This window comes from Streptomyces sp. NPDC059866 (assembly GCF_042731325.1).
Taxonomy (GTDB): Bacteria; Actinomycetota; Actinomycetes; order Streptomycetales; family Streptomycetaceae; genus Streptomyces; species Streptomyces flavusporus.
Genome location: NZ_JBHWJT010000004.1, coordinates 269,738 through 283,961 on the forward strand (window position 1 = coordinate 269,738; position 14,224 = coordinate 283,961).

At 73.1% G+C, this 14,224-nt stretch carries 11 protein-coding genes; 7 read left to right on the forward strand and 4 right to left on the reverse strand.

The features are described 5' to 3' along the window. Nucleotides 1-4: 4 nt before the first annotated feature. The 5 genes from ACFV7R_RS07695 to ACFV7R_RS07715 are packed head-to-tail and all read left to right on the forward strand — an operon-like array spanning nucleotide 5 to nucleotide 5,566. Nucleotides 5-1,348, forward strand: a complete 1,344-nt coding sequence (locus tag ACFV7R_RS07695) for an O-antigen ligase family protein (protein WP_385261067.1) — start codon at nucleotides 5-7, stop codon at nucleotides 1,346-1,348. Beyond that, nucleotides 1,345-3,015, forward strand: coding sequence for a lipid II flippase MurJ (locus ACFV7R_RS07700; protein ID WP_385261068.1), 1,671 nt, complete (start codon nucleotides 1,345-1,347; stop codon nucleotides 3,013-3,015). The genes ACFV7R_RS07695 and ACFV7R_RS07700 overlap by 4 nt, the downstream gene beginning before the upstream one ends. Next, entirely contained in the window at nucleotides 2,999-3,763 is a 765-nt protein-coding gene (locus tag ACFV7R_RS07705) for a polysaccharide deacetylase family protein (protein ID WP_385261071.1), read from the forward strand. The genes ACFV7R_RS07700 and ACFV7R_RS07705 overlap by 17 nt, the downstream gene beginning before the upstream one ends. Before the next feature lies 1 nt (nucleotide 3,764). Then, nucleotides 3,765-4,916, forward strand: a complete 1,152-nt coding sequence (locus ACFV7R_RS07710) for a glycosyltransferase (protein WP_385261073.1) — start codon at nucleotides 3,765-3,767, stop codon at nucleotides 4,914-4,916. Next, on the forward strand, nucleotides 4,913-5,566 hold the full coding sequence (locus ACFV7R_RS07715) for a lipopolysaccharide biosynthesis protein (protein WP_385261075.1): 654 nt from the start codon (nucleotides 4,913-4,915) through the stop codon (nucleotides 5,564-5,566). Before ACFV7R_RS07710 ends, ACFV7R_RS07715 begins: the two co-directional genes overlap by 4 nt. A gap of 35 nt (nucleotides 5,567-5,601) precedes the next feature. Here the strand turns inward: ACFV7R_RS07715 and ACFV7R_RS07720 are convergent, their stop codons facing one another. Then, complete coding sequence (locus tag ACFV7R_RS07720; RefSeq protein ID WP_385261077.1) at nucleotides 5,602-6,807, reverse strand: glycoside hydrolase family 26 protein; 1,206 nt, start codon at nucleotides 6,805-6,807, stop codon at nucleotides 5,602-5,604. Between the two features lie 167 nt (nucleotides 6,808-6,974). On the opposite strand from ACFV7R_RS07720, the gene ACFV7R_RS07725 reads away from it, so the two are divergent. Both ACFV7R_RS07725 and ACFV7R_RS07730 read left to right on the forward strand, forming a co-directional pair. Next, entirely contained in the window at nucleotides 6,975-8,228 is a 1,254-nt protein-coding gene (locus ACFV7R_RS07725; protein WP_385261078.1) for an ATP-grasp domain-containing protein, read from the forward strand. Between the two features lie 2 nt (nucleotides 8,229-8,230). Beyond that, nucleotides 8,231-9,496, forward strand: a complete 1,266-nt coding sequence (locus tag ACFV7R_RS07730) for an NAD(P)-binding domain-containing protein (protein ID WP_385261410.1) — start codon at nucleotides 8,231-8,233, stop codon at nucleotides 9,494-9,496. A gap of 83 nt (nucleotides 9,497-9,579) precedes the next feature. On the opposite strand, the gene ACFV7R_RS07735 is transcribed toward ACFV7R_RS07730, so the two are convergent. From ACFV7R_RS07735 to ACFV7R_RS07745, 3 genes are all read right to left on the reverse strand, one after another. Then, complete coding sequence (locus tag ACFV7R_RS07735) at nucleotides 9,580-10,311, reverse strand: chaplin (RefSeq protein WP_385261080.1); 732 nt, start codon at nucleotides 10,309-10,311, stop codon at nucleotides 9,580-9,582. A 313-nt stretch (nucleotides 10,312-10,624) separates the two neighbouring features. Further along, nucleotides 10,625-11,488, reverse strand: coding sequence for an ABC transporter permease (locus ACFV7R_RS07740; RefSeq protein WP_385261083.1), 864 nt, complete (start codon nucleotides 11,486-11,488; stop codon nucleotides 10,625-10,627). Then, nucleotides 11,485-14,133 (reverse strand): CocE/NonD family hydrolase, encoded by a 2,649-nt coding sequence (locus tag ACFV7R_RS07745; RefSeq protein ID WP_385261085.1) that lies wholly within the window; start codon nucleotides 14,131-14,133, stop codon nucleotides 11,485-11,487. The genes ACFV7R_RS07740 and ACFV7R_RS07745 overlap by 4 nt, the downstream gene beginning before the upstream one ends. Nucleotides 14,134-14,224 lie beyond the last annotated feature (91 nt).

A 14,224-nucleotide genomic window follows, 5' to 3' on the forward strand; every position in this document is an offset into this window, starting at 1 on the left:
CGACGTGAGCCACGCCCTGACATCGCTCCCGGCCCGGGCCGGCGCGCTGACGCCGGTCCTGCCCGTGGTGGCCGTGCCCGCCCTGCTGGCCCTGCCGCTGACGCCGGACGGAGCGGGGCCCGCCGACGTGGCCTCCGGTCTGGCGGTGGTGTACTGCGTGGTCCGTCTCCTGCGCGAACGGCGGCGCCCGCTGTCGCCCGTCGCGGCCGTGGTGCTGGGCCTGCCGGTCGTGGGGCTCGCACTCGCCGCCATGGGAGCGTCCTCGCCCCAGGCCGGGCTCACCGGCCTGGGGCGCTATCTGCAGATCTTCGTGCTCGTCCCGGCAGCCGTGCTGCTGCTGGTCCGCGACCGGGCCCACTTCCGGCTGGTGGCCTGGTCGTTCGTGGGACTCGCGCTGTGGCAGGGGGCCGTGGGCGTGCACCAGTACGTCACCCGGACCGGCGCCTCCTACCAGGGCGAGGACATCCGGGCCGTCGGAACCTTCGGGCCGCATGACGTGATGAGCATGGCCATGGTCGTCTCGCTCGGCCTGGTGTGCGCGGTCGGGATCGCGCTGGGCCCGGCGTCCGTACGGCAGCGGGCAGCCGCCGCCGGGTGCGCGCTGGCCCTGCTGCTGCCGCTCGCGCTCTCCTTCAGCCGGGGCGCCTGGATCGCGACCGCTCTGGCATGCGCCGTGCAGCTGGCGCTGACCGGGCTGCGGCGCGCGCTGAAGGTGGCGGCGGCCGCGGTCGCCGCCGGCGTGATCCTGGTGGGCGGGTTCGGCGTCGGCACGGCGCTGCTGCAGCAGCGGATCGACAGCATCGCGCAGGTCACCGACGCCCCCGACCAGTCGGTCGTCGACCGGTACACCCTGTGGGCGTCCGCCACCGGCATGTGGCGCCAGCAGCCGCTGACCGGCGTCGGAATGAAGGGCTTTCCCGAGTACCGGGACCGCCACGCCACCCTGGCGCTGTCGTCGGGCAGCGAGATCGCGGGCGCGGGAACGGCGTACCAGCGGCAGCCGCTGCTGTCGCCGCACAACATGTACCTGCTGCTGCTGAGCGAGCAGGGCCTGGTCGGGCTGCTCGCGCTCACCGGGAGCTGGCTGGCGCTGCTGGTGTGCGGCCTGCGCCGGCTGCTGCGCGTGCGCGACCGGGGACCGGGACTCGACTGCGCACTGGTCGGCTGTGGGCTGCTGGTCTGGCTGCTGACCGACTTCGTGTACGGGGACATCGGTGGTCCCTCGACCGTCCTGACCGCCGTGGCCCTGGGGCTCGTGGCGTGGTGGGCGCTGGCCGGGGACCAGCGGGTGGACGGCGTGCCCCGGAACGGGGTTCGCGAGCGCGTCGAGGAGGCCGTGGCGCGATGACGGTGACGCCCTCGCAGAGCCCCGGACCCGCAACCGACGGCGCGGCGACCGTACCCGCGGCGCGTACCGCCACCCTGGCCGGGGACGGCGCCGAGCCGGCGTCGTCCTCCCGGAGGTTTCTCGCCCGGGCCGCGCTCGTCACGGCGTCCCTGTCCATCGCCGGCTCACTGCTCGGCCTGGTGCGCGACCAGTCACTGGCGCGGCTGTTCGGCGCCGGGAGCGACACGGACGCCTTCCTGGTCGCGTGGACCGTACCGGAGTTCGCCGCCACGCTGCTCATCGAGGACGGGCTGGCGCTGGTGCTGATCCCGGCGTTCAGCATGGCGCTGGCCCGCCGCGCCCGGGGCGCCCCGGACGACCCCGTCCGTGCTCTGGTGGCCGCCACCCTGCCCCGCCTGTGCCTCGCACTCGCCGCTGTGGCCGCGCTGGTCGCAGGCGTTGCTCCCTACCTCGTCCAGGCCCTGGCGCCCGGTCTGCCCGACCCGCGCCTCGCCGCCGACTGCACCCGGCTCACGGCGACCTGCGTGCTGGCCTTCGGGCTCGCCGGGTACTGCAGCGCCGCCCTGCGGGCGCACCGCCGCTTCCTCGCGCCCGCGGCGATCTACGTCGTCTACAACTCCGGCATCATCGCCGCGATGTTCCTGCTCGGCGGGCGCTGGGGCGTGCGCTCCGCGGCGATCGGCGTCGCGGCGGGCGGCCTTCTGATGGTGGCGGTGCAACTGCCGTCGCTGTGGCGGCAGTTGGCGTCGCGTACGTCGACCCCCGGCAGGGGCGGGGCCGAGGTCGAGGAGCGGCCGATGCAACTCGCCCTGGTCGCCGCCGTACTGCTCTTCGCGCTGTGCCGCCAGTCGCAGGTCCTCGTCGAACGCTTCCTCGCCTCCTCCCTGCCCGCCGGGTCCATCTCGCACCTGAACTACGCGCAGAAGGTCGCCCAGCTCCCCATGACGCTGTCGCTGATGCTGTGCACCGTCACGTTCCCGGTGGTGGCGCGGGCGCTCGCGGACGGCGACACCGAACGGGCCCGCAGCCGCGTCGAGCGGGATCTGACGCTGGCCTCCTGTGTGGTGCTGCTGGGCATGTGCGCGGTGATCGCCTGTGCCCCGCAGATGATCGAACTGCTCTTCCAGCGGGGCGCGTTCACCGCGAGCGACACCGCGGCGACGGCGGACGTCATGCGCGTGTACGCCGTCGGGCTGCTCGGCCAGACCCTGGTCGGCGCCCTGGTCCGCTCGTACTTCTCGGCGGGCCGGCCCAGCTGGTACCCCGTCGCCGTGATGACCGTGGGCATCGCCGTGACGTCCTCGATCGGCGCCGCGACCGTGGGCCCCTGGGGCGTGGAGGGGATCGCCGCGGCCAACGCCATCGGCATCACCGTCACCGCCGCCCTGCTCCTCGTCGGCCTGCGCGCGGCCCGGCGCAGCAGCCCCCACTCCGTCTCGATCCGCCTCCCGAAGGTCCTGGCCGAGCTGAGCAGACCGGTGCTCGCCGCGGTCGTCGCCACCGCCGCCGGGGCGTTCGTCGCGAGCCGGCCCGAGTCCCCGGTGGCGGGCCTCGCGGCGGGCTGCCTGACCGTGACCGCCGTCTTCGTCCCGCTCACCTGCTTCGCATCCGCACTGCGCTCCGTACGCACCGTCACACGAAGGCTCACACATGGTCGCTTCCATTGATTCCCTCGACACCGGCAGAATCCCCGCCCCGCGCCCGGGCCCGGTCCCGTGGGTGGCGATGTACCACTCGGTGGGCGACTGCTCGGACGACCCCTACCGCATCACGGTCACGCCCGAGCGGCTCGACAGACAGCTGGCCTGGCTGCACCGGCGCGGACTGCGCGGCGTGTCCGTGGCCGAGCTGCTCGCCGCCCGGTCCCGGGGCCAGCGGCGGGGACTGGTCGGGCTCACCTTCGACGACGGGTACGCCGACTTCGTCACCGACGCCCTGCCGCTGCTGCGCCGCTGGAACTGCGGCGCCACCCTCTTCGTCCTGCCCGGCCGGCTCGGCGGCGACAACGCCTGGGATCCGCTCGGCCCGCGCAAGCCACTGCTGACCGCGGACGGCATCCGGCGCGCGGCCGCCGCGGGCGTGGAGATCGGCTCGCACGGGCTGACCCACGTCGACCTCACCAAGGCGGACGACCCCACTCTGAAGAGCGAGGTGGTCGAAAGCCGCGCGCTGATCGCGGAGTTGACCGGCGCCCGGGTCGACGGCTTCTGCTACCCGTACGGCACGGTCGACGCCCGCGCCGTCGCGGCCGTACGGGAAGCGGGATACGCCTACGCCTGCGCCATCGACCCCGGCCCGCTGACCGGTCCGCACGCCCTGCCGCGGGTGCACGTCGGCCAGGACGACACGGCCTGGCGCCTGCACCTCAAGCACCGGCTGCACCGGCTGCGCCGCCGTCCGGTGGAGGGCCTGTGAGATGAAGGCTCTGCACATCATCACCGGCCTCGGCGTCGGCGGCGCCGAACAGCAACTGCGCCTGCTGCTGCGCCATCTGCCCGTCGACTGCGACGTCGTGACGCTCACCAACCCCGGTGCGGTCGCCGAGGGCCTCACCGCCGACGGCGTCCGCGTCGTGCACATCGGCATGGACGGCAACCGCGACCTGACCGCCCTCCCGCGCCTGGCCCGGCTGATCCGCGCAGGCCGCTACGACCTGGTGCACACGCACCTGTACCGGGCCTGCGTCTACGGCCGGCCCGCCGCACGCCTCGCCGGGGTCCGCGCAGTCGTCGCCACCGAACACTCCCTGGGCGACTCACAGATGGAGGGCCGCAGGCTGACGCCAGGCGTACGCGCGCTGTATCTCGCCAGCGAGCGGCTCGGCTCGTCGACGGTCGCCGTCTCCGCGACGGTGGCCGACCGCCTGAAGCGCTGGGGCGTGCCCGCACCCCGCATCGAGGTCGTCCCGAACGGCATCGACGTGGACCGCTTCCGCTTCGACCCGGAGCGGCGCGAGTGCACCCGGCGACGCCTGGGCCTGCCGGAGGACGCGTACGTCACCGGCGGCGTCGGCCGGCTCGCCCGAGGAAAGCGGTTCGACGTCCTCGTCCACGCACTCACCCGGCTCCCGGAGGACCACTGGCTGCTGCTGGTGGGCGGCGGTCCCGACGAGCCCATCCTGCGCCGCACGGCCCACGAGGCCGGCGTGGCCCACCGCGTCCTGTTCACCGGCGAACGCCCCTACGTCCCCGACGGCTCCCCCGGCCCCGACCTGCCCGCGCTCACCTCCGCGATGGACCTGCTCGCGTCCCCGTCGATGGAGGAGTCCTTCGGCCTCGCGGCCGTGGAGGCGCTGGCGTCCGGCCTGCCCGTGCTCTACGCCTCCTGCCCGGCGATCGAGGACCTGCCGCCGTCGGCCGCCGCCGGCGCCCGGCGGGTGCGAGGCGGCTCCGAGGCGTATGCCCGCGCGATCGCCGAGGTCCGCGCGGCGGGACCCCGGCCGCGTACGGCACCGGAGGTCACACACCGTTACAGCATCACCCGCAGCGCAGCCCGCCTCATGGACGTGTACGCGGCCGCGCTCTCCAGTTCGTCGTCCCTCTCACCTCTGGGAGCCAGCCCGTCATGACCACCACTCCGATCCGTCAGCGCCTGTCCCCGGCCCGTCTCAGGAAGCTGCCGTCCTGGTCCGTGCTCGCGGCCGGCACCCTCCTCGGGGGCCTGCTCGGCGGCGCTTACGGCCTGGTCACACCCCCCGAGTACACGGCCACCAGCTACGTCATCGCCGTACCGACCGACAAGTCCGGCCCGGACTCCGCCCTCGGTTTCGCGCAGGCGTACGGCCGGGCCGCCACGCAGCTCGCGGTGCTCGGGGACGCACAGGTGTGGGCGCGCGTGCCGGTGCGGACGCTGCAGCACAGCGTGCGCACGGCGACCTCGCCGGACGCGCCGATGGTGGCCGTCTCGGCCACCTCCTCGCGCCGCGGCCTCGCCGTCGACATGGCCAACGCGGTCTCCCGCGCGCTGACCCGGCACGCGGACGACACCAGCGACAACACCCAGGTCCGGCTCGTGCAGTTCTCACGCGCGGTGAAGCCGACCGAGCCGACGTCCACGTCCACAGCGGTGACCACTCTGGTGGGCGCGAGCGCGGGCGGGCTGCTGTGCGGTCTGGCCCTGCTGGCGCGGCCGAGGCAGACCCGCCAGGACGACGACCCGCTCCCCGCCGCCTCGGTGCCGGGCCCGGCCGCCGCCGCCGATGTGCGCGGACAGCGGTGACGGCGGTGGACCCGGTCGAACTCCCGGCGGGTGCCCTACCACCAGTCGAAGCGGAGGCAGAGCTTCCCGCCGAGCCAGTGCTCCAGCCAGCTGCCCAGGTCCACCGGCGTGCACTCCTCCTGGGCCGGCGGTTCGGTGGGCGGGACGGGCTCCTGCGTGGGTGGGGTGGGGGGCGTCGCCTCGTCGGTGGCGCCGAAGAAGGACCGGTAGAGGTCGGACGACCTCGGGTTGTCGTCCTCGCACTGCCACACGCCGTGCGGGCAGTAGTCGGTCAGCGTGTTGTAGAGCGGCCTGTGCTCGGCGATCCACGCGAGCATGCGCCGCATGTACTCGGTGTTGTCGCCGTTGCGGAAGAGTCCCCATTCGGGATACGAGACGGGTTTTCCGTGGGCCTTCGCGAAATCCACATGGTCCTGAAGCCCGTACGGCTCGTTCATCTGCTGGTCGAACGACTTCCCGGCCGGCTGGTCGTAGGCATCCATGCCGATGATGTCGACGGTGTCGTCCCCCGGATAGCACTCCGTCCAGGGAATGGCGTCCCGGCCACGGCTCGGCGTGAATTCGAACCGGAAGTTCTGGCCCGGCACCGAACGCATGGTGGTGACGATCCTGTTCCAGTACTTCTTCCACGCCTGCGGGTCCGGACCGCAGCGATGGGTGTACGTGGTGCCGTTCATCTCCCAGCCGAGCACCAGGACGGTGTCCGGCACCTTCAGCCGGACCAGCTGCTCGGCGAGGGCACGGAAGTGGTGATCGAACTCCCCGGCCGCGCCCCGCCGCACCAGCCGGCGGACCTCCGCGTCGGAGACGCCCTCCTCGTTGCGCTCCTGAAGCGGGACGTTGAGGACCAGCATCCGGTCGTCCTCCTGGTTGCGCCAGTTCGCCCACACGTTGAGGAAGCCGGGGGCACCCTCGATGTCGCGCCATCTGTTGCCGGGCAGGTAGGTGTGGCCGACGCGGAGCTCGGCACCGCCCAGCCAGTGGCTGAACTGCGTCATGCGGGCCACGCCACGGGCGTCGGAGCCGAGGAAGGCACCGAAGGTCAGAGCCTTACTGCCCGCCGAGGGCCCTGGGACCTCGGGCGCGGGAGCCGCCGGGACCGGCGCCGGAGGACGGGCATCGTCGTTCGGCACCACCCTCACCTCCACCGGGAGGCCGGCCGCCAGGACGGCCGACGCGGCTGCGACCGCCACGCCCGCGGCCAGCCAGCGGACCCGGATCCGCTTGTGGTGAGGGGCCATGCTGTTCCTTTCCTCGCTCTCGTCCGGCCTTCCGCCGTAGTCCTGCTTATTGACCAACCGTCACATGAAGTCAGGCACAGGAAGCCGAATGGCGCCACTGCCATTGCGACTTTCGAGTGCTGCGCCCGCCCGTGCGGGTGAGCCGATCCGTTAGAAAGTGAGAACTCGTGCCGCTACTCGACACCCGCGTCCCCGCCGTCCTGCTACGAATCGACCGTAATCCTTTTCACCACGGAACACTGGGCGCCGTGCGTTCGCTCGGCAGGGCGGGAGTGGAGGTGCATGTCGTCGCCGATTCAGCGAAAAGTCCCGTCCATGTGTCGCGTTATGTGCGTCAGATGCATCCGCCGCCGCTCCCGGGAGCCTCCCCGGACGACATCCTCGGCGTGCTGCGCCGCGTGGCCGACCGGATCGCGCGTCCGGCCGTCCTCGTCCCGATGGACGACGCGTGCGCGATCGCCGTGGCACGGATGCGGAAGGAACTCGCGCCCTCCTACCTGCTGCCGGCGATGCCGGACACGCTGGCCGAACGCGTGGCCGACAAGGCCGAACTGGCCGCCGTGTGCGCGTCCGCGGGCGTCCCGCACCCGGTGACGCTGATCCCGGACAGTGCGGCGCGGGCTGCTGCCGACGCGCGGCGGCTCGGGCTGCCGCTGGTGGCGAAGTGGAGCCGGCCCTGGCTGTTGCCGTCAGACAGCGGGCTGCGCAGCACGGTGCTGGTGCGCTCCGTGCAGCAGGCCCGGGAGCTGTATCTGCGCACCGAGGAGGCGGGCAGCCGGCTGCTGCTGCAGTCGTACCTGCCGCCGGGACCGAACCGGGACTGGTTCTTCCACGGCTACGCCGACCACTCGGGCACGGTGCGCGCGGGCGGACCGGGCCGCAAACGCCTAGACCGGCCGCGGGGAGCGGGGCTGACCGCGGTGGGCTGCTGGACACCCAACCCGCAGGTGCAGGCGCTGGCCGAGCGGCTCACCGGCGAGCTGGGCTACCGAGGCATCTTCGACCTCGACTTCCGCCGGTGCGGCACGACGGGCAGCTATCACCTGCTCGACTTCAACCCGCGCCCCGGCGCCCAGTTCCGGCTCTTCGCGGACAGCGCGGGACTGGACGTCGTCCGCGCCCTGCATCTGGACCTGACGGGCCGTCCGCTGCCGGACGGGGACCCCCTGGCCGGGCGGGCGTTCGTGGTGGAGAACTACGCGCCCCTCGCGGCGCTGCGTGCGGCGCCGGGCGGGCGCGAACTGGCCTGGTACGCCCGGGACGACCGCGCGCCCGGATGGGCGATGTGGGCCCTGTGGACCCGTCATGTGTCCCGCCGGCTGCGGGAGCGGCTGGGCGCGACGGCGGCGGCACCGGCACCGCGGCCCATCCCCCGGGCGTCCTCGCCCTCCCTGACCGATAACGAGAAAGCGAGCAGTTGATGATGTACGACCTACTGGTGGTGGGCGCAGGCCCGTACGGCCTGTCGATCGCGTCCCACGCCGCGGCCGCCGGGCTGAACCTGCGTGTGTTCGGCCGGCCCATGGCGTCCTGGCGGGACCACATGCCCCGCGGCATGTTCCTGAAGTCGGAGCCCTGGGCGTCCAACCTCTCCGATCCGGCCGGGCGTTGGCGCCTGGACGTCTACTGCGCCGAGCACGGCCTGGAGGCGCGTCACGCGCGGCCGATCCCGGTCGAGGCGTTCGCGTCGTACGGCCTGTGGTTCGCGCGCCATGCCGTACCGGAGGTGGACGAGCGCACGGTGACCCGGGTGGCGTCCGGCCCCGGCGGTTTCACGGCGGTCACCGAGGACGGACAGGCGCTGCACGCACGGGCGGTGGCCCTGGCGGTCGGTGTGATGCCGTTCGTCGAGGTCCCGCAGGCCCTGCGCGGACTGCACCCCTCACTGGTGACGCACAGCAGCCACCACAGCGACCTCGACCGCTTCCGCGGCAAGGACGTCACGGTCATCGGCGGCGGCCAGGCGGCCCTGGAGACCGCGGCGCTGCTCGCCGAACAGGGCACGTCCGTACGGGTGCTGGCGCGGGCCGACGGGCTGCGGTGGAACGACGTGCCGCCGCCCTGGGAGCGCCCCTGGTGGCAGTCGGTCCGCTCCCCGCACAGCGGCCTCGGCCCCGGCTGGCGGAACTGGTTCTACTCCGAGCGCCCCGGCCTGTTCCGGCGCCTGCCGGAGTCGACCCGGGCCCGCATCGCGACCACGGCGCTGGGTCCGGCGGGCGCGTGGTGGGTGCGGGACCGGGTGGAAGGCGTGGTGGAGCTGCTGCCGGGTCATGAGGTCACCGCGGCCTGTGCGGTACCGGGCGGCCTACGGCTGGACATGGTGAGCCGGGCGGGAGTCCGGAGCGCCCTGGAGACCGAACATGTCATCGCCGCCACGGGTTTCCGGGCGCGCTGCGACCGGCTCGGACTGCTCTCGCCCGAGCTGCGCGGAACGCTGGCGGTCCTGCCCGACGGCTCCCCGGTGGTCGGACGCGACTTCGAGTCCTCCCAGCCCGGACTGTTCCTCGCCGGCCTGGTGACCGCTCCCGGCTTCGGCCCGGCCATGCGCTTCGTCCAGGGCGCGTCCTTCACGGCGGAGACCCTCGTCCGCGGGGTACGCCGCCGGCTCAGGACGACCCCGACGGGCGGGACGGTCCCCGTACCGGGAGGCGGCCGCCTGACCGAGTCGCCGTCACCGGTGCGCCGCTGACGAAAGACGGCAAAGCCGCTCGGGGCCGCTGACGACGAGACAGTCGTCAGCGGCCCCGAGCGGCGTTTCGTCCCCGGACGCGCCTACCGGTGGGAGGTGGCGCGGGCGCGGCGGTACACCAGGACCCCGCCCGCGAGCAGTGCGGCACTGGCGGCCGAGGCCGCCATCAGCGCCCCACTGCCGGTCTCGGCCAGCTGGCTCGGCTCGCCGAGCTCCACTTCGGCCGGCGGCGCCTGGCGGGCGCGCGGCGTCTCCTTGGCCGGCGGGGCAGACGGGATGGGAGTGCTGATCGTGGGCGTCTCACTCGGCTTCGGGGTGGTGATCTCGTCGGTGCCGTAGCCGTAGTCGCCGGACGAGCAGGAGGTGTCGACCGCCTGGCCGAGGGCCGCGAGCACATCGCCGCTGATGCCGCACCCGTTCACCGGCACCTCGACCGGCACCTCCAGGCTGTTCCCGGTCAGCACGCCGGAAGCGTCCTTGGCGACCTGTGTCGCGTATACGTCGGTGGTGTCGCCGGAGGAGCCGTACGTGGGCTCGGACGACTTGGCCTTCTTCTTGGCCGTCTTGTTGTCCGAGGTGTTGCCGCAGACGTTGCCGAACGCGTCGTTGAGTGCCGCGACCGTATCGACGGTTTTGCCGCACAGGTCCAGCGGCACCTTGACCGGGACCTTCAAGCTGTTCCCGGTCAGCACGCCGGAAGAATCCTCGGCGGCTTCCGCCGCGTTGGTGCCGGCGAGAGCGGAGCTGCCGTACAGGGACAGAATGCCCGTGGCGGCGGCCGCCGCGAACACTCCCCTGCTCAGGGTCTGTCGCAATGTGGTTGTCTTTCCTGCTCGAAGAATTGGGAAAGCCGGCCCTGGAACGGAGATCGACGTCCAAGGCCGGCCGCTGCCGATCGCCGGGTTCAGCGCAGTGATGAAGTTGACAGAAAAAGCGGCGGCCTCTGCGGCGACGATTGCCTCAACTGAGCACTGCGCGTTCCCCTCTCATGGCGTCGCATGCCCTACGGCTTCATCAACCCGGCGCCCGAGAATTGGTTGCGCAGGTTCACCCGGTTGGACCGCACCGCATTCGGAAAGACCCGGCCATCAGTGGGCACCGCTCCCTGTGAATTCGCCGCCTGACCGGCTACGACACCACGTCCTTGCGGGCGAAACCCCGGAACGCCAAAGCGAAAAGCACGAGTGCGTATGTAATGGAAATCGCGGTGCCCTGGATCATGCCGGACCACTCGGGGCTGGGCTGGACGGCGTCCGCCCAGGCGAACTGCCAGTGCGCGGGCAGGAAGTGCCGCCAGTCGCCGAGGGCGGTCACCGCGTCGAGGACGTTGCCGACGATGGTCAGGCCGACCGCGCCACCGACCGCGCCCAGGGGGGCGTCGGTCCTGGTCGACAGCCAGAACGCCAGCCCGGCGGTGACCAGTTGCGACACGAAGATGAACGCCACGACCACCACGAGCCGCTGCGCCGCGGTGCCCGCGTCGAGCGCACCGCCGGTGGGTATCTGCAGCGGGCCCCAGCCGTAGGCGGCGCTGCCGACGGCCAGCGCGACGACGGGCAGCAGCACCATCGCGGCCAGGCTCAGGCCGAGCCCGACGACCAGCTTGGACCACAGCAGCCGGGCCCGCGGCACGGGCGCCGCCAGCAGATAGCGCAGGGACGACCAGCTGGCCTCCGAGGCGACCGTGTCCCCGCAGAACAGGGCCACCGGGACCACCAGCAGGAAACCCGCGGAGACGAAGAGGTTGACCGCGGCGAAGTTGGCGGCGGACGCGGTCGCCGAGTCCATCAGCGTGATCCGGTCGCCGCCGGCGTCCGGCTCGCCGCCGATCGCGAACGCGACGACCAGCACGAAGGGCAGGGCGGCGAGGATGCCGAACATGACCAGCGTGCGGCGCCGTTTCAACTGGCGGACCAGCTCGACCCGGAGGGGCAGCGTACGGCCCGCCCGGTAACCGGAGGCGACCTCGGTGCGCTCGGTGAGCGTGCTCATGCGGAACCTCCGATCAGGGTGAGGAAGGCGTCTTCCAGGCGGCGGTGCGGGCCGACCGACGCGACGGGCACTTCGAGCCGTACGAGTTCGGCGACCAGGCGGGCCGGGCTGCCGTCGGCGTCGAGGCGGACGAGGAGTCCGTCGTCGGTGAGGACGGCGGAGGCGACGCCCGGCAGGGCGGCGACCTTCTCGGCGACCGGCTCCTCCACGGGCACGGCGGTGCCGACGAGGAGGGTGTCGCCGGAGCCGACGATCTCGCCGACCGGGCCCGCCTGCACGAGCCTGCCCCGGTCCATCACCACGAGATGCGTGCAGGACTGCTCGACCTCCGCGAGGAGGTGGCTGGAGACGATCACCGTACGGCCGGCCGCCGCGTACCGGATCATCACCTCGCGCATCTCGCGGATCTGGGGCGGGTCGAGGCCGTTGGTGGGTTCGTCGAGGATGAGCAGGTCCGGCAGGCCGAGCATGGCCTGTGCGATGGCCAGGCGCTGGCGCATGCCCTGGGAGTACGTGCGCACCGCGCGGGCCAGTGCGTCGCCGAGGCCGGCGATCTCCAACGCCTCGTCCAGGTGGGCGTCCTCGGCCGGACGGCCGGTGGCCTGCCAGTACAGCTCCAGGTTCTCGCGGCCGGACAGGTGCGGCAGGAAGCCCGCGCCCTCGACGAAGGCGCCCACCCGGGACAGCACCGGCGCGCCGGGGCGGATGGCGTGGCCGAAGACGCGGATCTCGCCGCCGTCCGGCTTGATCAGGCCCATCAGCATGCGCAGGGTCGTCGTCTTGCCGGCGCCGTTGGGGCCGAGCAGACCGAGCACCTGGCCCTTCTCCACGCGGAAGGACACGTCCTTGACCGCGTACCGGTCCGCCGACTTCGCGTACCGCTTGCTCAGGTCGGTGATCTGGAGCGGGACGTCGGACAGGGCGGGGTCCGGTGCCGGCGTGGCGGTGCGGCGGCGGGCCGAGAGCAGCAGGGCCAGGGCGATCACGGCGCCGGTCAGCGGCAGCCACCACACCCAGGCCGGCAGCGGGGCGGCGGCGGTCGTGACGGCGGGGGCCGTCGGGATCGTCAGCTCGCTCTTCAGGGAGACGGTGTACGTCGCCGGGGCGGCCGGGGAGGCGTACGCGAGGTCGGTCGAGGCGAGGACCATGCGCAGCCGGTGGCCCTTGTCGACCTCGTGGTCGATCGCCGGGAGGGTGATCGTCACGTCCTTGCCGGACCTGGCGCCCTCGACCCTGAGGGGGGTCACCAACTGGGAGGGCAGCACCTGCTGGGTGCCGTCGGCGCCGACGTCGTACACCTTGGCGAACAGGACCGCGTCGTCGCTGCTGGACCGCACGTGGACGGTCACCGTCGGCGATCCGGTGATACGCAGGTCGTCGCCGACGGGCGCCGACTCGAAGCGCGCGTACTGGCCCGGGAAGTCGAGGGACACCCCTACGCCCAGCGAGGACAGCTGGGCGAGGCCGCCGGCGCCGCCGAGGCCGGGGAGCGCGGAGACGGCGGGCGGGCCGGCGCCGGGCGGGTTGTCGAAGGTCTGCTCGCGTCCGGTCAGTTCCACCGAGCGCTGTCCGCTCTCCAGGCCGGGGTACGCGTCCGCCCTCGCGCCCCGCAGCAGGGCCTCGCCGTCGGTGGAGTCGACGCCTCCGGTGCGGGTGACGCGGAAGGCGGGGCCGGTGTCGGCGCCCTTGTCGTCCTTGAGGTGGCGGTCGAACCAGGACTGCACACGCGCCTGGACGCGGCTCGTCTCCATGTCGCCGCCGTCATGGCCGCCGGCGATCCAGTCGACGTCCACGGGGGCGCCGTTCGCCTTGATGGCCCTGGCTGCCGCGTCGGCCTGGCCGAGCGGGAAGAGGGAGTCGGACTGGCCCTGCACCAGGAGCGTCGGCACCTTGATGCGGTCGGCGACCGCCGACGGCGAGCGGGCCTGAAGCATTTCCCGCGCCTCGGTGTCCGGGGTGCCGGACTCGGCGACCCGCTCGTACATCTCGCACAGCCGCGGCTCGAACTCGGCGCAGCCGCCGCCGGAGTTGACGAAGATCCCGGCCCACAGCTTCTTGAACACGCCGTTCGGGAAGAGGGCGTCCGCGAGGTTCCAGTACGTGACCGCCGGGGCGATGGCGTCCACCCGGTCGTCGTACCCGGCGCCGAGCAGGGAGATCGCACCGCCGTACGACGCTCCCGCCATGCCGACACGCGGGTCGCCGCCCTTGTCGAGCTGTACCTGGGGCTGCTCGGCCAGCCAGTCGATCAGCCGGGAGACGTCGGCGACCTCGACATCGGGACCGTTCAGCCCAATCTTCCCGGTCGAGTCGCCGAACCCGCGCGCCGACCAGGTCAGCACCGCGTACCCGTCTGACGCCAGGTCCTCCGCCTGCTGCCGTACGTCGTCCTTGCTGCCGCCGAAGCCGTGCGCCAGCAGGACGGCGGGCCGACGGCCGTCCGAGCCCGAGGTGAAGTACGAGGTGTCGAGGCGCACCCCGTCACCCATGGCCATCACCCGGTCGGCGCGGCGCACCGCGGGCGCGTCGTCGTCGGCGACGGCCGTCCACGTACCGGCACCGGCGAGCGCCACGACCGCGGCCGCGGCCGCGACGATCCGCCGCGGCCGCCGTAGCCCACGCCATGCGGGCAGTCGAAGATCCATGCGTCAACGGTACGGGGCGAACCTGTCGGCTGGTTATCGACCGGAGACCGAACCCCCACCCCTCCCACGGAGGTACGCGCCCTCTCCCACG